The sequence below is a fragment of the Micromonospora rhizosphaerae genome (assembly GCF_900091465.1).
Lineage (GTDB): Bacteria > Actinomycetota > Actinomycetes > Mycobacteriales > Micromonosporaceae > Micromonospora > Micromonospora rhizosphaerae.
Genome location: NZ_FMHV01000002.1, coordinates 1,480,187 through 1,501,983, shown reverse-complemented (window position 1 = coordinate 1,501,983; position 21,797 = coordinate 1,480,187). Strand labels below are relative to the sequence as shown.

Genomic DNA, 21,797 nt, shown 5'->3' with positions numbered 1-21,797 from the left:
ACGTGACCGAGCCGCTGCTCGTCGACCGCACTGACGCCGTCGTCACCCTGACGCTGAACCGTCCGACGGCGATGAACTCGCTCGACGTGGCGCTCAAGGAGGCGCTCCGGGACACCCTGGTCGAGCTGGAGACCGACCGGTCCTGCCGGGCGGTGGTACTGGCCGGGGCGGGCGGGTCGTTCAGCGCCGGGCAGGACCTCCGCGAGCACGTGCAGACCCTCGAGTCGGCCGACGCCGACCCGCTGGCCACCGTGCGGGCCCACTACAACCCGATCGCCGCCCGCCTGGCCAACCTGCCCAAGCCGGTGATCGCCGCGGTCCGGGGCATGGCCGCCGGCGCCGGCGCCTCGCTCGCCTTCCTGGCCGACTTCCGGATCGGCGGACCCAAGACCCGCTTCCTGATGGCCTTCGCCGGCGTCGGGCTCGCCGCCGACACGGCGGCCTCCTGGACGCTGCCCCGGCTCGTCGGCCACGCCAAGGCCGTCGAGCTGCTGATGCTCGCCGAGCCGGTGGGCGCCGAGGAGGCCAGCCGGCTGGGCCTGCTCACCAAGCTGGTGGACGACGACGAGCAGGTGCTGCCGACCGCACAGGAGCTGGCCGCCCGGCTCGCTGCCGGTCCGACCGTCGCGTACGCGGCGATCAAGCGGCAGCTCTCCATCGCCGACGCTGGCACCCTCGCCGACGCGCTGGCCGCCGAGGCGCAGGCGCAGTCGATCTGCGGGGCGACCGCCGACCACCGGTCCGCCACGATGGCCTTCGTCAACAAGCAGAAGCCGGTCTTTGAGGGCCGCTGATCGGACCGGCTTACTGCGCGGGGCGCGGAGGGATCAGCGGGCGACGTAGCCGCCGTCGATCGGGATGGTGTGGCCGGTGATCCAGGCGGCCTCGTCGGAGGCGAGGAAGGCCACCACCCCGGCGATGTCGTCCGGGGTCGGGATGCCCGGCTTCGGGTTGAACGACTCCATCTGCCGCCGCATCTGCCCCGGGTCCGGCGCGCTGTTGATGAAGTGCTCGACCAGCGGGGTCATCACCACCGTCGGGGCGACCGCGTTGACCCGGATGTTGCGGGCCGCGTACTCGATGGCCGCCGAGCGGGTCAGGCCGACGATGCCGGCCTTGGTGAAGGTGTACGGGGAGATGTTCTCCTGGGCGGCCAGCGCCGTGGTGGACGAGGTGTTGATGACCGCGCCGCCACCGCCGCGCAGCATCGCCTCGATGCCGTACTTGAGGACGTGGAAGACCCCGTCACCGTTGATCCGGCGGACCCGCTCCCAGTTCTCCACGTCCATCTCGTGCAGCGGCTGCTGCTGCCCGTCGATGCCGGCGTTGTTGAAGATGATGTCGATCCGGCCGTACCGCTGCATCGCGTCGGCGATGCCCTGCTCGACGGAGGCGGCCTCGGCGGTGTCCACGACCACCGGGTACGCGTCGGGCAGCGCGCCGGCGACCCGCTCGGCGCCCTCGGGGTCGACGTCCGCGATCACCACCTTCGCGCCCTCGGCGGCGAAGCGCCGAGCGGTGGCCTCGCCGATCCCGGACGCGCCGCCGATGACGAATGCGACCCTGTCCTGGAACCGCATCGAACCCCCTCGGGCGGCCGGCCGGCACCGGCCCTCCCCGGCACCGTAACCGCACGGCCGTTCGTCAGTCGTCCTCTTCCGGATCCTGGTTGGCCTCCGCGCCGAGCACGAACGCCTGCATCGCCAGCTCGTTGCCGGCGGGGGAGACGAACGCGGGCAGCTCGCGCGGGCCCAGCTCCTGCACGTACGACCAGAAGAGCCGGACCGCGTCGGCGGCCGACGCCGCCTCGATTGGCAGATCCAGGCTGACCAGCCAGGAGCGGCGCGGCGGCGGTGGGCCGAGCCGGTCGGCCAGCTCCCGCCAGGCGGCGACGTCCAGGGCGGTGACCGGCCCGGCCAGGGTCAGCCCGTGCGCCGGCGCCGGCTCGTCGAAGGCCCGCCGGGTGTACGTCACCACGAGCTCCCTCGGACCGACCTCCGACTGCGGATCGTCCGGATCCTCCCGGATCTCCGCCGTCGCCCTGGCGATCCGGCCCAGCGCCACCACCCGGGGCGGCTCGTCGACCAGCACCGCGACCGGCTCACCGGGCCGGGGGCGGGCGGCGCCGTCCAGGCCGGTCAGCTCGAGGGTGTCGTGGTGCACGAGCCGCTCGGCCTCGTACCGCTCGGCGGGCAGGAGCACCGCCCAGGCCCCGTGCCCGCTGCCGGCGTCGATCGTCCCGCTCGCGCGGAGCTCGGTGTCGGTCATGGGGCAATCCCATCACGCCGCGCCGGCGCCGGTCCCGTCACGTCGGCCGGAGGGCGCCCGCGTCACGTCGGGTCGACCGTCACATGGCAGCCGGCGAGGTGGTCGTCGACCATGCCGGTCGCCTGCATGAGCGCGTACGCGGTGGTGGGGCCGACGAAGCGGAAGCCACGCTTCTTGAGCGCCTTGGCCATCGCGGTCGACTCGGGGGTGAGCGCCGGCACCTCCGCGAACGACCGCGGCCGGGCGGCCCGGGGCGGTGGCGCGTACGACCAGAGCAGAGCGGAGAGCCCGTCGGGCAGCTCCAGCGCGGCCCGGGCGTTGGCGATCGCCGCCTCGACCTTGGCCCGGTTGCGCACGATGCCGGCGTCGGCGAGCAGCCGCGCCACGTCGGCCTCGCCGTAGCCGGCGACCTTTTCGATCCGGAACTCGTCGAAGGCGAGCCGGAACGCGGGGCGCTTGCGCAGGATGGTCAGCCAGGAGAGGCCGGACTGGAACGCCTCCAGCGTCAGCCGCTCGTAGAGCGCGTCGTCGCCGCGCAGCGGCCGGCCCCACTCCCGGTCGTGGTAGGCGGCGTAGTCCGGGGTGCTCGCACCCCAGGCGCAGCGGGTCAGCCCGTCGGGGCCGGTCACCAGGTCAGTCACGGCCTACACGGTAGGGCAGCCCACCGACAGCGGGCCGCGGCCGGCCGCGCCGGGCACGGTAGTCGGCCCGCGGCGGTCAGGGCAGCCGGCCCTGCTCCACGAGCCGGGCGAACTTCTTCAGGGCCTGGGTGAGGCTGAACTTCGAGCCGGGCCAGAGCAGCGGCCAGGCCACCCGGCCGGCGGTGCCGCCGGGCAGGTGGAACCACTCGTGCCAGACCACCTGGGTCCGGTCCCGCTCTATCGGGGTGCAGCGCAGCACGCCTGGGCCGCGCAGCAGCCGCCCGCAGTGCACCACGCCGACCTCGTACGGCGCGTCGACCCGGACCACCCGCATCTCGTCGCGGATCACCGCCGGGCCGAGCGCGGTGATCGCCTCGACCAGAGTGCCCTCGCCACCGTCCCCCTCCACCACCCGGACGGTGGTCAGCGGGATCCAGTCGGACTGCCGTTCCCACGCGGTCAGCGCCGCGAAGACCCGCTCGGCCGGGGCGTCGACGATCACCGTCGCCGTCACCTCGCCAGCACCCGGTTGGGCCGCCTCGACCAGGTCGTCCGCGCCCTCCGGCTCGGTCACGCCGACTCCGAGCGGACCACCGCGCCGGGCTCCCGGGCCCAGCCCTCCTCGCCCTCCGCGTCCCCGGACGCGGCCTCGGTGCCGGCCCGGCCGTTCGCCGCCGACTCGGCGTCCGCGGCCGTGGGGTCCGTGGCCGGGGAGAAGGTGGGATCGGCGGGCGGGCGGAGGGTGGCGTCCGGCTCGCCGGCCTCCGGCGTGGTCGCGGCATCGGTCTCCGGCCGCGCGGTCTCCGGCGCGCCGGTCGGCGCCGGGGGCCGGTCGGCGGCCGGCTCGCCCTCCGGGGAGGTTTCCTCGACGGCGGCCGGGCCGATGCCGGCCGCCTCCGCACGGGCCCGGCGCAGCGCCTCGGCGTCGGCCGTCCGCCCCTCCCGCAGGGCGCGGACCTCCGCTTCGAGCACCCCGATCAGCTCGGACTTGTAGCCGATGTCGTAGGCCGCCCGGCGCATCGCCTGGTCGACCTGGGTCATCCGGTAGCCGCGCAGCGCCGTGTCGAACCGGACCTCGGCTAAGTCCGACTCCTCCAGTGGGCGGGTGCCCGGCAGTGGTACGGCCCGTCCGTCCGGCTCGGCCGGCGCCAGGCCGGGATCGCGCCCGGAGACCAGCACCGTCACCCCGAACACCACCGCCGCGACGGTCAGCGCCACCACCAAGAGGAGCAGAACCTCACCCATGGGGAGATCGTGGCATGCGGACCGGCCCCGAGCGAGCCCACCACCCGCTCCGATCATTGAATCGCAACCGGCCGTACCGGCCGGGCCGGCCGGCGACGGACGGGATAGCGTCGGCAGCGGCCGACGGCGGGCGGAGATCAGGAGGTGGGCATGGCCGGGGCGCTGCGGCTCGGTGGGCGGACGTTCTCCCCGGGCGAGCTGGTGGTGATGGCGATCGTCAACCGCACGCCTGACTCGTTCTTCGACCGGGGCGCCACGTTCGCGGCCGACAGCGCGCTGCGCGCGGTCGAACGCGCGGTGACCGAGGGCGCGGAGATCATCGACATCGGCGGGGTGAAGGCCGGGCCGGGCGACGAGGTGGACGTGGCCGAGGAGATCCGCCGTACGGTTGCCACCATCGCCGCGGTCCGGGCGGCCTTCCCCGACGTGGTCATCTCCATCGACACCTGGCGGGCGGAGGTCGCGGTGGAGGCGGTGGCCGCCGGCGCCGATCTGCTGAACGACACCTGGTCGGGGGCCGACCCCGCGCTGGCCGGGGTCGCCGCGGAGACCGGCGCCGGGCTGGTCTGCTCGCACGCCGGCGGGCTCATCCCGCGTACCCGGCCGCACCGCGCCGCCTTCGACGACGTGGTGGCCGACGTGATCGGGACCGTGACCGGGCTCGCCGAGCGCGCGGTCGCCCTCGGCGTACGCCCCGACGGCATCCTGATCGATCCGGCGCACGACTTCGGCAAGAACACCTGGCACTCGCTGGAGATCACCCGCCGGCTGGCGGAGCTCTCCGGCACCGGCTGGCCGCTGCTGGTCGCCCTGTCGAACAAGGATTTCATCGGCGAGACACTCGACCTGCCGGTGCCCGAACGCCTCGAGGGCACCCTGGCCGCGACGGCCGTCTCGGCGTGGCTCGGGGCCCGGGTGTTCCGCGCCCACCAGGTCCGCGAGACCCGTCGGGTGCTGGACATGGTCGCCTCGATCAAGGGCGACCGCCCGCCCACCGCGACCCGCCGCGGCCTGGCCTGACGGCAGCGGCCGAAGCGGCGCGGACCGGGTCAGGTCCAGCGGAGGATGTTCTTCCGCCAGGCGTAGAGGATGCCGAGCGCCACCACGGCCACGAAGATCGCCATCTCAACCACGGTGGTCACGCCGAACCCGGGCCGGTCGAAGACCAGCGCCCAGGGGAAGAGGAACACGGCCTCGACCGCGAAGAGCACGTAGAGATACGCGTAGACGTAGTAGCGGATCTGCATCTGGGCCCAGTCGCCCCCGACCGGGTCGAGCCCGCACTCGTAGCTGGTCCTCTTGCCCCAGGGATCGGCCGGACGGCCAGGACGTAACACCCGATTGGCCGAGAACGCCGTAACGAAGAAGAGAACGCTGGCGAGCAGGAGGAGACCGAGCGTGGCGTACGAGCCGAGGTAACCGGTCACGATCGGTCAGCCTACCGGGTCGGCCCTCATCGCCGTACCGGACACGTTACGGACTTGTTTCTTCCGGGACTAGTGCCGCGCGACAACTATTACCGAATAATGAGAGCTCACTGATCGTCACGGAGGACAGATGGCCCGCCTGCCCGTACGCCCCGATCGGCGGGTCGCTGACCGACGTACCTCCGTACTGCTCGCGGCGTCGCTCGCCGCCGGTCTCGCGGCGGCGGTCGCGCTGGCGCCCGAGTGGGCGGCCGCGTCGCCGACGGTCACCGGCGTGGTCACCGCCGCCACCGATCCGGCGGGTGAGTCCGGCACCGACCCGACGGATCCCACGCCCACAGTGGATCCGCCGGAACCGGCGCCAACCACGGCGCCACCGACCGAGAGCGCGCCGCCGGAGACGACACCGCCGGCGCCGCCGACGACCGAGCCGGCGCCGGCCACCACCGCTCCCAACCCGGTCCCGACCACGACGGCACCAACCGCGTCGGCCCCCGCGCCCCCGCCCCCGGCCAGATCCGGGGCCGGCCAGCCGCCCGCCGGTCAACTCGGCGTCCGGGTGACCACCGAGGACATCTCGCTCACCCCGGCCTACTGGAACGCCCGCAGCACCGTGACCACGCTGCGGGTCACCGTCACGAACACCGGGACCGCACCGGAACGGCTCCGCCTCCGGTACACGCTGCCGGCCGGGGTGAGCGACGCCGGGACCGCCGGATGCGCGGCCGCCGGTGGCGGCAATTACCGCTGCGGCGAGTGGACCACCGCCCCGGGCGCCCGGTTCAACGCCTCAATCCGGGTCCGGGTCAGCGGGACCGCCTGGCGTTCCATGCCGCTCAGCGGGTCGGTCCGGGTGACCGCGACCGCCCCGGGCGTCACCGGCTCGGCCGAGGACGGCGAGGGCTTCGCCGTGCTCTTCCCGCCCGGCCCGCCGGTGCCCGGCATCTCGCTCCGCGCCGACGAGGTGGTCTTCGACATCAACGGCGGCCCGAGCAGCCTGGCCGTGCGCCTCGGCAACACGGGCAAGATCCACGCAGCCGGCCGGGTCGAGGTGACCCTCCCCGACGGGGTGACCGCGTCCAGCCCGCCACCGGGCTGCGTCGCGGTGACGCCGGAGCGGACCCGGTGCGACCTCGGCACCGTGCCGGCGGGACGCGACGCCACCCTGCGGCTGCCGGTGACCGCGACGCCGGAGGCCCAGCGCCGGGCCCCGCTGGCCGGCGCGGTCGTCGGCCGGTTGGATCCGCGCAGCGGCCGGAGCCGACAGGTGCAGATGAGCTTCCGGATCACCGCGGCGGCGGCGCTGTCCACCCCGCCGATCGGCACCCCCGTCCCGACCGGCTCCCAGGGTGTGCTCGCCGTCGCCGAACAGGGTGCCGAAGACGACGGCCTCAGCTCGGTGCAGCGGACGGCGATCACGCTGATCGCGGTCTCCGGACTGCTGGTGGTGCTCGCGCTCGCGCTGGCCACCATCTCGCTGCGCCGACGGATGACCGAGCCGGCGCCCGACCCGGCCGCGGGGCCCGCCAGCTCGGAATGATCCGCGTCCGCCCGTCCCGTCCTCCCCGGCCGACCAGGTCATTCGGGCGTGCGGTGATCTGGGTTACGGCTGCTGGTACTAAACACCACAAAGCCGGGCATACAGCGGCCCGATGGGGTCTCATACGGCGGACCTCCACCAAGGTCGCCCTAACGGACCGACGTAGGCTCTGACGTGAGGAATCGAGCGGGCCGGACGGGCTTCGGATGGCCGGCGGCAGCAGCGTGTCAAGGAGGTCACGTGGCCGGGCAAGGCGGGGTCACCAACATGTTCAGCCACCCGTGCGACGGCGCTGAGCGAAGCGAGGTGGGGGCGTGACCAAGCAGATCCGTCAACTGGACCGGGTGGTTATCCGGTTCGCCGGCGACTCGGGCGACGGCATGCAGCTCACCGGTGACCGGTTCACCTCCGAAACCGCGCAGTTGGGCAACGACATCTCGACGTTGCCGAACTTCCCGGCCGAGATCCGGGCGCCCGCAGGCACCCTCCCCGGCGTGTCGAGCTTCCAGGTGCACTTCGCCGACTACGACATCCTGACCCCGGGTGACGCCCCGAACGTGCTCGTCGCGATGAACCCGGCGGCACTGAAGGCCAACCTGACGGACCTGCCGCGCGGCGCGGACATCATCGTCAACACCGACGAGTTCACCAAGCGCAACCTGGCCAAGGTCGGCTACGCGGTCAGCCCGCTGGACGACGACTCCCTCACCGGCTACGTGGTGCATCCGGTGGCGCTGACCTCGATGACGGTCGGTGCGCTGGCCGGGCATGACGTGTCCAAGAAGGACGCCGAGCGGGCCAAGAACATGTTCGCTCTCGGCCTGCTCTCCTGGATGTACTCCCGGCCGTACGAGTCGACGCTGCGCTTCCTGGAGCGCAAGTTCGCCGCCCGGCCCGAGCTCGCCGCGGCGAACGTGGCCGCCTTCCGGGCCGGTTGGAACTTCGGCGAGACCACGGAGAACTTCTCGGTCCGCTACGAGGTCAAGCCGGCGAAGATGGTGCCGGGCACCTACCGGAACATCACCGGCAACGCGGCGCTCTCGCTCGGCCTGGTGGCCGCCGGGGTCCGCTCCGGGCTGCCGGTCTTCCTCGGCGCGTACCCGATCACCCCGGCCTCGGACATCCTGCACGAACTGAGCAAGCACAAGCGGTTCGGCGTGATCACCATGCAGGCCGAGGACGAGATCGCCGCGGTCGGCGCCGCGCTGGGCGCCTCGTACGGCGGTTCGCTCGGCGTCACCACCACCAGCGGCCCCGGCGTGGCGCTGAAGAGCGAGACGATCTCCCTGGCGGTGGCGTTGGAGCTGCCGCTGGTGATCGTCGACGTGCAGCGGGCCGGGCCGTCCACCGGCATGCCGACCAAGACCGAGCAGGCCGACCTCAACATGGCCCTGTACGGCCGGCACGGCGAGGCCCCGGTCGCGGTGATCGCGCCGAAGTCCCCCGCGGACTGCTTCCACGCCGCCCTGGAGGCGGCCCGGATCGCGCTCACCTACCGCACCCCGGTGATCCTGCTGTCGGACAACTACGTGGCCAACGGCTCCGAGCCGTGGCTGCTGCCGGACGTGGAGTCCCTGCCCGACCTGCGGGTCGAGTTCGCCACCCAGCCCAACGGCGAGGACGGCACGACCTTCCTGCCCTACCTGCGCGACCCGGAGACCCTGGCCCGGCCGTGGGCCATCCCCGGCACGCCGGGCCTGGAGCACCGGATCGGCGGTCTGGAGAAGGCCGACAAGACCGGCGACATCTCGTACGACCCAGCCAACCACGACTTCATGGTGCGGACCCGGGCGGCCCGGATCGAGACGATCCCGGTGCCGGACGTCGAGGTGGAGGACCCGGACGGCGACGCCCGGGTGCTGGTGCTCGGTTGGGGCTCGACGTACGGGCCGATCGGGGCGGCCTGCCGCGGCCTGCGGCAGCGCGGCTTCTCCATCGCCCAGGCGCACCTGCGCCACCTGGCTCCGATGCCGGCCAACCTCGGCACGGTGCTGCGCTCGTACGACCGGGTGGTGATCCCGGAGATGAACCTCGGCCAGCTCGCCCACGTGATCCGGGCGAAGTACCTGGTCGACGCGATCGGCTACAACCAGGTCCGCGGCCTGCCCTTCACCGCCGCGGAGCTGGAGACGATGCTGGAAGAGGTCCTGAAGAATGTCTGAGCCCGTCGCCCTCAAGCTCACCGCCAAGGACTTCAAGTCCGACCAGGAGGTGCGCTGGTGCCCCGGCTGCGGTGACTACGCGATCCTGGCCGCCGTCCAGCAGTTCATGCCGGAGCTGAACATCCCGCGGGAGAACATCGTCTTCGTCTCCGGGATCGGCTGCTCGTCGCGCTTCCCGTACTACATGAACACCTACGGGATGCACTCGATCCACGGCCGCGCCCCGGCGATCGCCACCGGCCTGTCGGTGTCCCGCCCGGACCTGTCGGTCTGGGTGGTCACCGGTGACGGCGACGCGCTCTCGATCGGGGGCAACCACCTGATCCACACGCTGCGCCGCAACGTCAACCTCAAGATCCTGCTCTTCAACAACCGGATCTACGGCCTGACCAAGGGTCAGTACTCCCCGACCTCCGAGGTCGGCAAGATCACCAAGTCGACCCCGGTGGGCTCGGCGGACGCGCCGTTCAACCCGCTCTCGCTGGCGCTCGGCGCGGAGGCGACCTTCGTCGGCCGGACCATCGACTCCGACCGCAAGCACCTGCAGTCGGTGCTGCGGGCCGCCGCCGAGCACCAGGGCTCCGCGTTCGTGGAGATCTACCAGAACTGCAACATCTTCAACGACGGCGCGTTCGACCAGCTCAAGGAGCCGGCCACCCGCGACGACTTCCTGATCCGGCTGGAGCACGGGCAGCCGATCACCTTCGGCAAGGACGGCCAGTTCTGCGTCGTCCACCCGCCGGGCGGGTTCGGCCTGGAGGTACGCGAGACGGCGACCACCCCGGCCGAGGAGATCGTCGTGCACGACGCCACGGTCGCCGACCCCGCCTACGCCTTCGCGCTGTCCCGGCTGCCCGGGCACGACCTGCGCAACACCCCGATCGGGGTGTTCCGCTCGGTGACCCGCCCGTCGTACGACACGGTCGTGCAGGAGCAGGTGACCACGGCCCGGTCGACGGTCACCGAGACTCAGGAGCAGCAGCTTGCCGGCCTGCTCGCCAGCGGCGACACCTGGACGATCCTCTGACCCGTCGCTGCGCCGCTCATCGGAAAGGGTGGTCACTCCGTGCGGAGTGACCACCCTTCCGTTCGTCTCAGCGCGGTCAGACCGCGGCGGAGGCCGGCAGCCAGAGCTGGTCGATCTCCCGCTCGGCCGTGGCGAGGCTCGCCTCGTGCAGGGGGATCAGCTCGGCCATGGCCGGGTTCACCGGAGCGAGCGTCAGCTCGGCGGAGATGAAGCGCGGCTCCAGACCGGTCATGGAGATGCCGTGCGGAAGCCATGGCTCGGCGTGGTCCCAGCCCTCGCGCGGCGTGCCGGGGCCGTAGCCACCACCCCGGCTGGCCAGCACGATGAACTCCCGGCCACCCAGCAGACCCGTGCCGGTGCCCGGGTCGTACGCGATCCCCGGCGCGATGAGGTGGTCGACCCAGGCCTTCACGCTGCTCGGTGTGCCGTAGTTGTAGAGCGGGAGGCCCAGCAGGACCGTGTCGGCCCGCTTCACCTCGTCCACCAGGTGCTCACTCAGTTGCCAGGACGCGCGCTGCGCCGGCGTGTGCTGCTCCGGCGGCACCATGCGCGCCAGGCCGCCCGCCTCGTCGAGGTGCGGCAGCGGCTCCCTGCCGAGGTCTCGGTAGGTGACCGTGCCACCCGGGTGGGCGGCCCGCCAGGCTGCGGCGGCGCGGGCGGTGAGCTGCCGGCTGACCGAGTGCTCGCCCCGGATGCTCGAATCGATGTGCAACAGGTGTGGCATTTGGCTAATCCTCCACGGATCGTTTGTGTAGCGCCAACCATTTATAGCAGGCCCATGTTCTGCGGTCCGGGTAAACTGGGTCACATGCCTGCCGTGCCGGTCGACCAGTCGGAGCGCCGCTCCGGGGCGCTGCTCGACTACCTCGCCCGGCGTATGCGGCTGCGGTCGGAGTCGGTGCTGGCGCCGCTCGGCCTGCGGCCCCGGCACCTCGTCGCGCTCACCGTGCTGCGCAGCGCGGGCGACATCAGTCAGCAGGCCCTGGCCGGCACCCTGCAGATCGACGGCACGAACGTCGTCGGGCTGCTCAACGACCTGGAGGCGGCGGGCCTGGTCGAGCGGCGGCGCTCACCCGAGGACCGTCGCCGGCACGTGGTGAGCCTCACCGAGACCGGTGCGAAACGCCTCAACGAGGCGGAGTGTGGCCTCGCCGCCGCCGAGGACGAGGTGCTCGGCGCACTGGATCCGGCCGAGCGCGAAACGCTCTACGAGCTGCTCCGGCGGGCGGCCAGCGGGTCGCCGGTGACCTGCGCCGACGCGTCGGCGGCCTGCGCCGGTGCGATCACGGACGACCGGGAGCCGGGCGCCGCCTGCTGAGTGCCCGCGCCACCCCGGCGCTGCGCCGGCGGCGAGCGGACGCTGCGGCGCGCCGGCCGGCCCGGCAGCGGATCGGGACGGTCAGATGACGGGTGTCGACTGGGGACGGTCGTCGCGGACGTGCACCAGCATGTCGCCGGTCTCGATCATCGCACCGGCCTTTTCGTTGAGGGTGACCACCTTGCCCCGCCGGACCAGGGCGATGACCAGCGCATCCAGCTCACGAGGGGAGCGCCCCACCTCGTCACGCTCGGCGGAGCGCATGGCCAGCGCCATGCCCTGCCCCGGGGTGAGCAGATCCTCCACCACGTCGATCAGCGGCGGGGCGGAGGTGGAGAGGCCGAGCAGGCGGCCGGCGGTGGCGGAGGAGACGATGACGTGGTGCGCGCCGCTCTGCTTGAGCAACGGTGCGTTCTCCGCCTCGCGTGCCGCCGCGATGATCCGGACCTGGCCGGCGGTGAGCTGCCGGACGGTCAGCGCCACCAGCACCGAGGCGTCGTCGCTGTCGGTCGCGATGATCACCGCCTTGGCGGTCCGGACGTGCGCCTCCTCCAGCACTGAGGAACGGGTCGCCGAGCCCTCGATGGCGACCAGACCGGCCGAGGTGGCCTGGCGCAGGGCCGCGCCGCTGCGCTCCACCACCACGATCCGGGACCTCTCCAGCCCGTTCTCCAGCAGGGCGGAGACCGCACTGCGGCCCTTCGTGCCGTAGCCACAGATGATGACGTGGTCCTTCACGGTCCTCCTCCACCGCGACAGGCGACGGCCGGTCCGGTACTGCTCGGTCAGGACTTCCAGGGTGGTGCCGACCAGGATGATCAGGAAGAGCACCCGGGCCGGGGTGACGAACAGGACGTTCACCAGCCGCGCCGAGGGCGCCGCCGGGGTGATGTCGCCGTACCCGGTGGTGGAGAGCGAGACCACCGCGTAGTAGAAGCAGTCGAGGAGGGTCAGCCCGTCCTCGTTGACGTCGCGGTAGCCGTCCCGGTCGATCCAGACCACGGCGACCACGGCGAAGACCAGGGCCAGGGCGGCGAGCAGGCGCAGACTGAGCGCGCCGAGCGGCCCCCGCCGTTGCGCGGGAAAATGGATCACCGGCGGTCCTGCCCCGACTCCGTCGTCGCCTGCACGAGCACAACATAGCGGGTACGGCTCGTCTGGCGATGAGCGCGGCCGGCCCGGGCACACGGGATTCGGCCGGGCCGGTGCACCGCGTGCGTACGCGGCATGATGGACTCCCAGGACGAGGACCGCGAGGAGGCCCGCATGTCGTTGCTGCGACGGGTGATCGGCGGGGTGCTGCGGCGGGTGCGGCTGCGGCAGGGCCGCACGTTGCGCGAGGTGGCGGCGGCGGCCGGGGTGTCGCTGCCCTACCTGTCAGAGGTGGAACGCGGCCGCAAGGAGGCCTCCTCCGAGGTGCTCGCGGCGATCTGCCGGGCGCTCGGGCTCAACCTCTCCGACCTGCTGGAAGAGGCCCGCGACGAGCTGCGCCGGGTCGAGCGGCGGGTCCCCGCGACGTCCGGGGTGAGCCTGGCTCGGCTCGAACGGGTGCCGGCCGCCCGGGCCGACGCCGCCGGTCCGCGCCTGCGGATCGGCTTCCACCCGGACGGCTCGGCGCCGCAAGTGGACGCGGTGACGCCGCACGTGTGCGGCCTGAGCCTGAACGCGGGCGACCGCCTGCTCCGGGTGGGCGACGCAGGCGGGCGCTCGCGCCACGTCGGCGGGCCGAGCCTGGGCATCGGCGAGCCCGTCCTGTCCGTGGGCGGGGCAGCGCCGCACCTGGGGCCGTCGCTCGGCGGGGTCGGCCTGCGCATCCGGCTGATCCCCTCCGCACCGGCCGGGCGCCCCCGACCGCGTACTGCGAAGGCGCTGGCCCGCAGGCGGGGCCGGCCGGGCCGACGGCGGCTGACCGCCGCGTAGCCCGGCCGGGTTCTGCCCACGGCCGATCTGCCGCAGGCAGAATCGCTGGGCCCGTGACCGACGCCCGCCGGAGGCTGGAGACCGCCGGTTCCCCGGGCGGTCCGTCGCCCGCCGGCAGCGTGGGAGGGCGGTCGCGATGATCGGGTACGACATTCGGATGCTGGACGGCGGGCAGCAGTCCTTCGGTGACCAGGTCTTCGAGCGGTTGCTCAAGGAACGCATCATCTTCCTCGGCACCGAGGTCACCGACGCCACGGCGAACCAGATCTGCGCGCAGATCCTGCTGCTCGCGGCCGAGGACCCCAAGCGGGACATCTTCCTCTACATCAACTCGCCGGGCGGCTCGGTCAGCGCGGGCATGGCCGTCTACGACACCATGCGTTACGTCAAGAACGACGTGGCCACCCTGGCGCTCGGGCTCGCCGGCTCGATGGGGCAGTTCCTGCTCTGCGCGGGGGCGGCCGGGAAGCGCTTCGCGCTCCCGCACTCGCGGATCATGATGCACCAGCCGTCGGGCGGGATGGGCGGCACGGCCGCCGACATCACCATCCAGGCGGAGAACATGCTGCACGTGAAGCGGACGATGCAGCAGCTGATCGCCGAGCACAGCGGCCGAGCGCTGGACGAGATCCAGCGCGACTGGGACCGGGACCGGTGGTTCACCGCCGAGCAGGCCCGCGAGTACGGCCTGATCGACCAGGTCATCACGCACGCCGAGCAGATTCCCGGCTGACGACGCGGGTCCCGCCGGCCGGCACGGGGGTGGCCGGCGGAGTGGGAAGCGAGCCCGGACACGACGGCGGCCGTCGCCGCCGAGCTCGCTGTCCCGGGTCAGCCACTGCTGCTGTGAGCCGTTGATGGTGATGCCGTCGACCTTGGAGTCGGCGATGTAGCCGCCGCTGGAGTAGCCGCCGTTGCGGGGCTCCAGCCAGAGGATGCCCCGGATGGGCACCCGGCGCATCGGCGAGGCCTGGGAGACCGCCCACTGGTTCGACCAGTCCTCGTCGGCGTCGGGCGGCGCGGCCGAGGCCGGCGCGGGCGCCAAGGGGATGGGCTGTTCCTACCCCGTCGGCATCGATCGCGCCAGGTGCGCGAAGTCCCTCAGCGGGCGTCGTAGCGGGCCCGGGCGGCTTCCACCTCGCCGAGGTGGGTGGTCGCCCACGCCTCCATGCCGGCGACCAGGTCGAGCAGGCTTCGCCCGAGGTCGGTCAGCGCGTAGTCCACCCGGGGCGGGACGCTGGCGTGCACCGTCCGGGTGACGATCCCGTCGCGCTCCAGACCACGCAGGGTCTGGGTGAGCATCTTCTGGCTCACCCCGTCGATGCGCTGGGCCAACTCGCCGTAGCGCTGCTCGCCGTGCGCGAGGGCGAGCACGATCAGGACACTCCAACGGTCACCGATCCGGTCGATGACCTGGCGGCTGCCGCAGTTGCGGTTGAACGGGTCGGCCTTCACCTGTTCACTCTCCATCAGTGCGTGACAAACTTCAAGGTGCCTACTCTCCAACGGGAAGTAACGCTGCGATGTTCCCGTTGCTGTGCGAAGACAGTTCTTGTACGCGACCACCGGGAGTCCCCATGTCCATCGTCGTCACCGGCGCCACCGGCCAGCTCGGCCGCCTGATCATCGAGTCGCTGCTCCGCCGGGGCGTATCGGCCGACCAGATCGTGGCGGTCGGCCGGGACATCGACCGCCTGGCCGACCTTGCCCAGCGCGGGGTGGTCACCCAGCGGGCCGACTACGACGACGCCGAGTCGCTGCAGGCCGCCTTCGCCGGCGCCGAGAAGCTGATGTTCGTCTCCGGCAGCGAGGTCGGCCGACGCGTGGTGCAGCACGGCAACGTCGTCACCGCCGCCAACGAGGCCGGCGTCGGGCTGATCGTCTACACCAGCATCGCGAAGGCGGACACCTCCAGCCTCGTGCTCGCCGCCGAGCACAAGGCGACCGAGCAGCTGATCCTGGACTCCGGCCTGCCCTACGCCTTCCTGCGCAACAGCTGGTACCTGGAGAACTACACCGCCCAGCTCCCGACGTACCTGCAGCACGGCGTCGCGGGCGCGGCGGGTGACGGCCGGGTGAGCGCGGCCACCCGCGCCGACTACGCCGAGGCCGCCGCGGCGGTGCTCACCACCGAGGGCCACACCAACCGGGTCCTCGAGCTGGGGGGCAACCCCTTCACGCTGACCGAACTGGCCGCCGAGATCTCTCGGCAGACCGGCACCGCGGTCTCGTACATCGACCTGCCGGTCGACAAGTACACCGAACTGCTGGTCGCGGCCGGCGCGCCCGAGGGGTACGCGGCCGTGCTCGCCGACGGCGACCGCGGTCTCGCCCAGGGCGAGTTGGAGGTCGGGGACGACCTGGCGAAGCTGCTCGGCCGCGCGCCGACGACGCTCGCCGAGGCGATCCGCGCCGCGCTCTGACGTCCTAACACCGCCCGCCCCGGGTCCCTGACCCGGGGCGGCGCTCGGCGTTCGGCGGGCTAGGCGCGGTCCGCGCGCTGCTTGACCAGGTCGTCGACGAGAGCCTCGACGTAGTCGGCGGTCTCCTGCCAGCAGGTGACGGCGAAGCACTGGATGCCCATCGCCTTGACCGGGTAGTCGTTGCCGCCCTCGTCCAGCCGGTCGCCGACGAAGAGCACGTTGTCGAGCTTCAGGTCCAAGCACTCCAGCAGCTTGCGCATGCCGTACGCCTTGTCCACGCCCTTGCGGGTGACGTCGATCGACGTCGAGCCGCCGCCGCGCACTTCGAGGTCGGGGAGCTTCGCCGCGACGGCGTCCCGGAGCCGCTGCTTCTTCGTGCCGTCGGGGTCCCAGCCGTACTTCTCGGCCGGCGGCGCGGACTGGCCCAGCGCCGAGAAGGTGATCTGGCTGCCCCGGTCCTCGATCACGTCACCCCAGGTCTTCGTCTCCCAGAGGTTCAGCGCCTTCGCCGACTCGGTGAGCACCTCCACTACCCGGGCCTTGTCCTCGGCGCTCAGGTCCTCCGCGTACACCTGCCGCCAGGCCGAGCCCTGCCAGCGGTAGTAACGGGTGCCGCAGGTGGGCATCAGGTGGAGCCGGCGCCGCTGCTCCTCGGTGAGGTCCAGATGTGCGAGCACCTGCGTCTCGAACTGCTCGAAACGGCCGCCGGAGATGATGCAGACGTCGACTTCGGCGAGCAGGTGGGCGAGCAGATCGGCCATGCGACGATCGATCTGGGACTTGGAGACAGCCAGGGTGTCGTCCAGGTCGAACGCCACCACTCGAAGATCGCTCATCAGGTACCACCATGTCGTCGTACGAAGGCCGGGACCTAGCAGGGTACCGACCGTGCGGGTCAGGCACCCGGAAGGCCCGAGCCGGCGGCAGGCCGAGGGCGGATCATCACGCTCCGCAGCCCTTCCCGACGGAGGGTAACAGCCGGACATGCTCCGTTCGTGGCGGGTCGGCAATCTGCCGCCGTGACCGTCCCTCGACGAGAGGCACTTCTACGAGCGGGACATGGCGCCGACGCCCTTGCCGGTCTGGCGGGCCTCGAAGCGCTGCCGCCGCTGGAGGCCCGGCCGGTCATCGGCGCGCTCGGCGACGACCCGGACGGGCCGTATGCGGGATCGCCGCCAGGACCGGCGCCTACCTCGACGAAGTGCGCGCAGCCGCGGCTCGCTCGCCCGGCGGGTGACGCCGTCCGGGAGGCGCTGGCGGGCGCGCCGTAGCGGCATCGTCCTACAAGGAGGGTCCTTGCCGCCGCTCTCGGTCGCCCAACTGGCGCCGGCCCGCAATCAGCGTTACGGCGGCGCTCGCCGGCCTGGTCGTGCCCACACTCGAGATTGCCGCCAACCGGCGTCCGGCTGGGAGAGAAATGCCGGCACCCGGGCGGCGAGGACGGGTCCCAGGCCGCGCCGGGAGCGGTAGATCTCGACTGGTGCTCACCCGCACCGGTACGAGATGCCACGCCCGCTGCACGAGGAGGCCCACGGCGCGCTAGACGACGGCGTGGCCGACGTCGTCGCATTCGCCGAGGCGTGCCTCGCCAACCCCGACCTGCCGAGCCGGATCGCCCGCCAGGGCCCCTACAACCAGCCGGACCCGACCACGTTTTACGGCGGTAATACGGGCTACACCGACTACCCGTTCCTGAAGAACAGCCCCGAGACGTGAAAGGTACAGGACAATGCGCGGACTCAAGGACAAGGTTGCCATTGTCGCCGGTGCGGCGCCCGGCAACATCGGCGGCGCGACAGCGGTCCGCCTCGCCGAGGAGGGCATGCTGGTCGTCGCGGCGGATCTGAACGAGGCCGCCGCCCAGGCCGTGGTCGAAGGGATCACCGGCTCCGGCGGAACGGCCGTGGCACGCGGCTTCGACATCGCCGACGAGGGTTCGTACCGAGACCTGGTCACCTTCACCGTCGAGCGGTTCGGTGGCCTGCACGGCCTGTTCAACGTGGCCGCGGACCTCTCGCCGCGAACCCTAGGGCGGGACACCGACGTCACCTCGGTGCCGGTCGATGTGTGGCAGCACACCATCGACGTCACACTCACCGGCTACATGTACGGCGTCCGGCACGCCCTGCCGATCATGATCAAGCAACGCGTGGGCTCCATCATCAACACCATGTCGAGCTCGGTGTGGATGGGTGAAACCGAGCGGGTCGCATACCAGGCCGCCAAGAGCGGCCTGGTCGGGCTTACCCGGCACACCGCGACCCTCGGTGGCAAGCACGGCGTCCGTACCAACCTCGTGTCGCCCGGCGTGATCCTCACCGGGGCCGCGCTCAACGCCACCACGGTGGAGTGGCGCGACCAGATTCTCGCGACCGTACGCTCGCCGCGACTGGGAAAGCCGGAGGACCTCGCCGCCATGGTGGCGTTCCTCTTCTCCGACGACGGCGCCTACATCAACGGCCAGTCCCTGCTCGTCGACGGCGGCGCCAACTTCACCTGATCCCCTATGGTTCACGATCCTGGAAGCCTCAATCGCGGCCGTTCTCCTCTACGCGCTGAGCCTGTTTGTCCTCTACTGGGTGATCCGACTAGCTGTTCGGCACGCGATCCAGGACACCGACAAGCGCCGGTCACGGGAGTGGGTCGTGAACGTCGGAGCCCGCTTTTCACGCGAGCGTCGGATCTGAGCCCAGGACCTCAGTTTGGAAGAGCGCGCTCGACCGGTCGTGCTGCCCGAAAATGCCGCTCGCGACGGCTGGCCCGCTAACAGCTCGTGGCCGCTCGTGACCTCTGGGCCTCGTAGCTACTGGCCCGTGAACGGCCCACGGTCGAGGGCTGTGATAGTCCCATGCGTTGCTGTACTTCTGTGCTGTACGGCGACCAGGCCGAGTCGGAGCTCGACCCCCGCCGGGGGGAGCCGGAGCGACGTTGTCAATAGCTGCTGTCCGGCAGCAGGAAGCGTTGAGACGCGCAGCTCATAAGGGGCGCCTCAGGCTTCGTCCGGCGTCGGCCACAGTCCGCGTAGTGGCTGCATGCCATCGTCGACGTATTTTGCGATCGGGTCGGCGCCACCGTCCAGGTACCACTGTTCGAGCGCGGCGAAGTAACCGAACACCAATGCGTTTGCGGCCACACGCGCCTGCGTCGTGGTCATCCCACCACTGGTCACCAACATCGGCGCGATCCGCTGACTTGCTCGGTCGAGCGCCGCACACGCAGCCATGCGCACCGATGGCACCTTGAAGAAGTACCGCACTCGACGTTGGGGTGTCTGCTCCGCTGTCGCTTCGTACTTGACCACGGCCCGTAGCAGGCTGCCGACCGGATCGTTCACGTCCAAGATGCCCTCGAGCGTCTCTTGGCTCATGCTGTCGAACTCGTCGGCGACGAGAAGCCCTTCCTTCGTTCCGAAGTAGCGGTACACCGAAGACGGGGACACCTCGGCTGCGGCAGCGATCTCCTCGATGGTGACGGCGTCGAACCCTCGCGCGTCGAAGAGATCGAGCGCCCGCTCTTGGATCGTGCGCATGGCATTGATCCGCCAGCGTTCACGGAGCCCGTTACCCATGCGCCGAGGCTAGCAGACAGCCACATGCTTCAGAGAGTGACTCTCTAAATGCTCTTGACTCTCAGATCCGGTGTTCATAGAGTCACTTTCTATGAGACAGTCACTATCCGAAAACGAGAGGGCCGCCCCTGCCGCCCGCGCCGTGTGGGTGGCGGCCGCGCTGTCCGCCGTCCTGGCGGTGGCGGCGATGATCGACCAGCTCGGCGTGCACAGCCTCACCGATCACGCGAACGCCATGTACGAGCCGTACGGCAAGCGGCCGGATCCGGGCCTGTTGTACGGCCTCGTGTACGCCGTTGCGGTAGTGGGGGCATTGTTGTGGCTGCCCGTGATTCGGGTCGTGCGGTCACGCAGCCGGCTGGCTCCGGTCCTGGCCGTCGTGGTGATCACGGTCACGGCCGCCCTTGCCGTGCTCCTGCTCGTGTCGACCGAGTACGACGCACAGATCTTTCCGCCCCTGTGGGGCACCCTGGCGATCCTGCCGCCCGCCGTCGGAGTCCTCGCGGTCGTGCTGCTCTTTCGCCGCGCCTCCGGACATGTCCAGTAACCAAGCACGAGACGTGGGCGACCTGCTGCACCGGTACAGCGTCGATGGCCTGCTGCTCGAGCCGCCCCACCCGATGACCGACTGGTCCCACCGGCCCCTGGACGAGATCTACGCCGCGGTCAACGCCGCCGCGGCCCGGGGGCGTTCGACGACCTCGCGGACAAGTGGGGTGGACGGTATCCGGCGGTGATCAGGTTGTGGGACAACGCCTGAGCCGAGTTCCCACCCGTCACGGTCTGCGGCCCGGATCCACCCACCGCCCACCCGGTGAGCTCCGGTAGCCCTGTCCCCGCTTGGCCGTCAGGTCGGTAGGGCGTCACCGATCGGATCGTGCAGTGAGGTCGGGGAGAGCAACGGCTGGAGTGGGCCGTCGTCGACGATCCCCGGCAACCGCCGGGCCACCCCGGCGAGCAGGTCGGCAACTTGGACGCGCGGATCGTCCCGGGAGTCGACCATCACCAGCCCGGCCAGCGGCGACCCCCCGGCCGGCGACAGTCCGGCGCTGTCGGCCAGTACCTGCTGGAGGCGACGCAACCGGTCGGCCGTGAGGGCGCTCTGCTCGTCGTGGATCACCAGCACCCGCCGCCCCCCGCCGCTCCAGAACAGGACGGTCTCGGCCAGCGCCGGCAGCATCGGCTCCAGCGGTGGCGGGATCGATCGGTCGTCGTCGCTCAGCCTGGCCAGGATGATGCAGACCCGGGTCCGGCTGAGTCCGTAAAGGATAGCCTCGGCCTGCGCGCCCAGCCCGTGTCGTACCAGCGCATCCCGTGCCTGGAAGAACCGTTCCACGGTCCGCTGATCCGGCCGGTGTCGCCGCTTGATCCGGAGCATCTCGACGAAGGCCGCGAGGAAGACCCCCCAGTCGGAACCGGCCGAACGTCTGGCCCGATACAAGGCGAGGGCGGCCGAACGGTGTTCCTGGGTCAGGCGGGTACCGGCCGCGTACGACGGCTCGGTCAGCAGCAGGTCGACGATGCGGGTGACGAGGAAGTACTGCTTGTCGACCAGGTGGACGTGCGCCCGGCCGCGCAGCGCCGCCAGGAACCACTCCAGCACCTCACCCGCTTCGGGCCGGCGGAGGAACTGCCGGGACTTGAACTCGTTCGGCGAGAATCGGAAACCGGACCGCAGTGTCGCGATCAGCCCAGCCGCCTCCCCGCCGCGCAGCTCGACACTCGCGTGTGTGATCACCGGAGTGGCTGGATCGAGCAGATTGGTGCCGGAAAACCCCGATTCGTCACAGGCGATCTCCACGACTGTGCCGGCCACCGCATCCACCGGCGGCAGCCCGCCCTGAAGCGGCAGCCTCATGCCCGGTCCCTTGCCATGTCGACTATGGTCGCCGACCCATCCCGATTGGACCACCCAGTTAGGCCCCACGGGCTTGCGCAGGATGCCGCGTTGGCCGCGGCACGTGGGGCGTACTCGACCTGGGCGTCGAAAAGGACAACCCATGGGCACGGGCGCTGTATGAACGGCTCGGCTTTACGGTGACCGGCGAGACAAGCAGCGAGTTCGGATGCGATGGACGGACAGTTGACGGCGAGCGTAAGACGAGATGAGGCCGTGGTCGGGATGCGGTGCGTGTTGTGGTCGGGCAGGCCGGGGCCTGCCCGGTGGTAACCGGCCCGAGGTCGCAGAGGCTCCGGGGTCAAGGGCGGCCCGTAGGGTCGTCGCGGAGCGACCAACCGCCGGCAGACTCGCTAGGTGC

24 protein-coding genes and 1 pseudogene are annotated in these 21,797 nt (G+C 71.6%); 13 read left to right on the top strand and 12 right to left on the bottom strand.

Features of this window, described 5'->3' with window-relative positions:
* Nucleotides 1-2: 2 nt before the first annotated feature.
* Nucleotides 3-794, top strand: coding sequence for an enoyl-CoA hydratase-related protein (locus GA0070624_RS07345; protein WP_091337916.1), 792 nt, complete (start codon nt 3-5; stop codon nt 792-794).
* 33 nt (nt 795-827) lie between these two features.
* On the opposite strand, the gene GA0070624_RS07340 is transcribed toward GA0070624_RS07345, so the two are convergent.
* From GA0070624_RS07340 to GA0070624_RS07320, 5 genes are all read right to left on the bottom strand, one after another.
* Complete coding sequence (locus tag GA0070624_RS07340) at nt 828-1,580, bottom strand: SDR family NAD(P)-dependent oxidoreductase (protein WP_091337913.1); 753 nt, start codon at nt 1,578-1,580, stop codon at nt 828-830.
* A 64-nt stretch (nt 1,581-1,644) separates the two neighbouring features.
* The gene (locus GA0070624_RS07335) at nt 1,645-2,268 is read right to left on the bottom strand and encodes a hypothetical protein (protein ID WP_091337910.1); all 624 of its coding nucleotides are present in this window, start codon (nt 2,266-2,268) and stop codon (nt 1,645-1,647) included.
* A 62-nt stretch (nt 2,269-2,330) separates the two neighbouring features.
* Nucleotides 2,331-2,909 (bottom strand): DNA-3-methyladenine glycosylase I, encoded by a 579-nt coding sequence (locus tag GA0070624_RS07330; protein WP_091337906.1) that lies wholly within the window; start codon nt 2,907-2,909, stop codon nt 2,331-2,333.
* A 76-nt stretch (nt 2,910-2,985) separates the two neighbouring features.
* Nucleotides 2,986-3,483, bottom strand: a complete 498-nt coding sequence (locus tag GA0070624_RS07325; protein ID WP_091337903.1) for an SRPBCC family protein — start codon at nt 3,481-3,483, stop codon at nt 2,986-2,988.
* Nucleotides 3,480-4,154 (bottom strand): DivIVA domain-containing protein, encoded by a 675-nt coding sequence (locus tag GA0070624_RS07320; protein ID WP_091337900.1) that lies wholly within the window; start codon nt 4,152-4,154, stop codon nt 3,480-3,482. Before GA0070624_RS07320 ends, GA0070624_RS07325 begins: the two co-directional genes overlap by 4 nt.
* A gap of 150 nt (nt 4,155-4,304) precedes the next feature.
* On the opposite strand from GA0070624_RS07320, the gene folP reads away from it, so the two are divergent.
* A complete protein-coding gene (gene folP, locus GA0070624_RS07315) occupies nt 4,305-5,174 on the top strand; it encodes a dihydropteroate synthase (protein WP_091337897.1) in 870 nt (289 codons plus the stop codon).
* A gap of 29 nt (nt 5,175-5,203) precedes the next feature.
* Here the strand turns inward: folP and ndhC are convergent, their stop codons facing one another.
* Nucleotides 5,204-5,581 carry an NADH-quinone oxidoreductase subunit A gene (gene ndhC / locus GA0070624_RS07310; RefSeq protein ID WP_091337895.1) on the bottom strand — a complete coding sequence of 126 codons (378 nt, stop codon included), beginning with the start codon at nt 5,579-5,581 and terminating at the stop codon, nt 5,204-5,206.
* Nucleotides 5,582-5,711: 130 nt separating this feature from the next.
* On the opposite strand from ndhC, the gene GA0070624_RS07305 reads away from it, so the two are divergent.
* The 3 genes from GA0070624_RS07305 (at nt 5,712) to GA0070624_RS07295 (ending at nt 10,310) form a co-directional block, all read left to right on the top strand.
* Nucleotides 5,712-7,121, top strand: coding sequence for a hypothetical protein (locus GA0070624_RS07305; protein WP_091337892.1), 1,410 nt, complete (start codon nt 5,712-5,714; stop codon nt 7,119-7,121).
* A 314-nt stretch (nt 7,122-7,435) separates the two neighbouring features.
* Entirely contained in the window at nt 7,436-9,283 is a 1,848-nt protein-coding gene (locus tag GA0070624_RS07300) for a 2-oxoacid:acceptor oxidoreductase subunit alpha (protein ID WP_091337888.1), read from the top strand.
* Nucleotides 9,276-10,310, top strand: coding sequence for a 2-oxoacid:ferredoxin oxidoreductase subunit beta (locus GA0070624_RS07295; RefSeq protein ID WP_091337886.1), 1,035 nt, complete (start codon nt 9,276-9,278; stop codon nt 10,308-10,310). The genes GA0070624_RS07300 and GA0070624_RS07295 overlap by 8 nt, the downstream gene beginning before the upstream one ends.
* Before the next feature lie 76 nt (nt 10,311-10,386).
* Here GA0070624_RS07295 and GA0070624_RS07290 read toward each other — a convergent pair whose 3' ends face one another.
* Entirely contained in the window at nt 10,387-11,034 is a 648-nt protein-coding gene (locus tag GA0070624_RS07290; RefSeq protein WP_091337883.1) for an FMN-dependent NADH-azoreductase, read from the bottom strand.
* A gap of 84 nt (nt 11,035-11,118) precedes the next feature.
* Between GA0070624_RS07290 and GA0070624_RS07285 the strand changes: the two genes are divergently transcribed.
* Entirely contained in the window at nt 11,119-11,628 is a 510-nt protein-coding gene (locus GA0070624_RS07285) for a MarR family winged helix-turn-helix transcriptional regulator (RefSeq protein WP_176731620.1), read from the top strand.
* Nucleotides 11,629-11,709: 81 nt separating this feature from the next.
* Here GA0070624_RS07285 and GA0070624_RS07280 read toward each other — a convergent pair whose 3' ends face one another.
* On the bottom strand, nt 11,710-12,723 hold the full coding sequence (locus tag GA0070624_RS07280; protein ID WP_091337876.1) for a potassium channel family protein: 1,014 nt from the start codon (nt 12,721-12,723) through the stop codon (nt 11,710-11,712).
* Between the two features lie 171 nt (nt 12,724-12,894).
* On the opposite strand from GA0070624_RS07280, the gene GA0070624_RS07275 reads away from it, so the two are divergent.
* Nucleotides 12,895-13,548, top strand: coding sequence for a helix-turn-helix domain-containing protein (locus GA0070624_RS07275; protein WP_091348327.1), 654 nt, complete (start codon nt 12,895-12,897; stop codon nt 13,546-13,548).
* A gap of 136 nt (nt 13,549-13,684) precedes the next feature.
* Nucleotides 13,685-14,281, top strand: coding sequence for an ATP-dependent Clp protease proteolytic subunit (locus tag GA0070624_RS07270; protein ID WP_091337873.1), 597 nt, complete (start codon nt 13,685-13,687; stop codon nt 14,279-14,281).
* A gap of 368 nt (nt 14,282-14,649) precedes the next feature.
* On the opposite strand, the gene GA0070624_RS07260 is transcribed toward GA0070624_RS07270, so the two are convergent.
* The gene (locus GA0070624_RS07260; RefSeq protein WP_091337870.1) at nt 14,650-15,018 is read right to left on the bottom strand and encodes a winged helix-turn-helix transcriptional regulator; all 369 of its coding nucleotides are present in this window, start codon (nt 15,016-15,018) and stop codon (nt 14,650-14,652) included.
* A 107-nt stretch (nt 15,019-15,125) separates the two neighbouring features.
* On the opposite strand from GA0070624_RS07260, the gene GA0070624_RS07255 reads away from it, so the two are divergent.
* Nucleotides 15,126-15,971: an SDR family oxidoreductase gene (locus GA0070624_RS07255; protein WP_091337866.1), complete on the top strand. Its 846-nt coding sequence runs from the start codon at nt 15,126-15,128 to the stop codon at nt 15,969-15,971.
* Nucleotides 15,972-16,030: 59 nt separating this feature from the next.
* Here GA0070624_RS07255 and GA0070624_RS07250 read toward each other — a convergent pair whose 3' ends face one another.
* The gene (locus GA0070624_RS07250) at nt 16,031-16,807 is read right to left on the bottom strand and encodes an HAD-IIB family hydrolase (protein ID WP_091337863.1); all 777 of its coding nucleotides are present in this window, start codon (nt 16,805-16,807) and stop codon (nt 16,031-16,033) included.
* A 667-nt stretch (nt 16,808-17,474) separates the two neighbouring features.
* On the opposite strand from GA0070624_RS07250, the gene GA0070624_RS07245 reads away from it, so the two are divergent.
* Together GA0070624_RS07245 and GA0070624_RS07240 are read left to right on the top strand one after the other, a co-directional pair.
* Nucleotides 17,475-17,687 (top strand): hypothetical protein, encoded by a 213-nt coding sequence (locus tag GA0070624_RS07245; protein WP_091337860.1) that lies wholly within the window; start codon nt 17,475-17,477, stop codon nt 17,685-17,687.
* A gap of 13 nt (nt 17,688-17,700) precedes the next feature.
* Entirely contained in the window at nt 17,701-18,471 is a 771-nt protein-coding gene (locus GA0070624_RS07240; protein WP_091337856.1) for an SDR family NAD(P)-dependent oxidoreductase, read from the top strand.
* 489 nt (nt 18,472-18,960) lie between these two features.
* Here the strand turns inward: GA0070624_RS07240 and GA0070624_RS07235 are convergent, their stop codons facing one another.
* A complete protein-coding gene (locus GA0070624_RS07235) occupies nt 18,961-19,539 on the bottom strand; it encodes a TetR/AcrR family transcriptional regulator (protein WP_218105124.1) in 579 nt (192 codons plus the stop codon).
* Between the two features lie 148 nt (nt 19,540-19,687).
* Here GA0070624_RS07235 and GA0070624_RS07230 point away from each other — a divergent pair, with 148 nt between their 5' ends.
* Nucleotides 19,688-20,086: a hypothetical protein gene (locus GA0070624_RS07230; protein ID WP_141714955.1), complete on the top strand. Its 399-nt coding sequence runs from the start codon at nt 19,688-19,690 to the stop codon at nt 20,084-20,086.
* Nucleotides 20,087-20,192: 106 nt separating this feature from the next.
* A pseudogene (locus GA0070624_RS36785) lies at nt 20,193-20,296 on the top strand (transposase); the annotation flags it as partial.
* Between the two features lie 90 nt (nt 20,297-20,386).
* On the opposite strand, the gene GA0070624_RS07225 reads toward GA0070624_RS36785, so the two are convergent.
* Nucleotides 20,387-21,397: a DUF3800 domain-containing protein gene (locus GA0070624_RS07225; RefSeq protein ID WP_091337843.1), complete on the bottom strand. Its 1,011-nt coding sequence runs from the start codon at nt 21,395-21,397 to the stop codon at nt 20,387-20,389.
* Nucleotides 21,398-21,797: the final 400 nt, after the last annotated feature.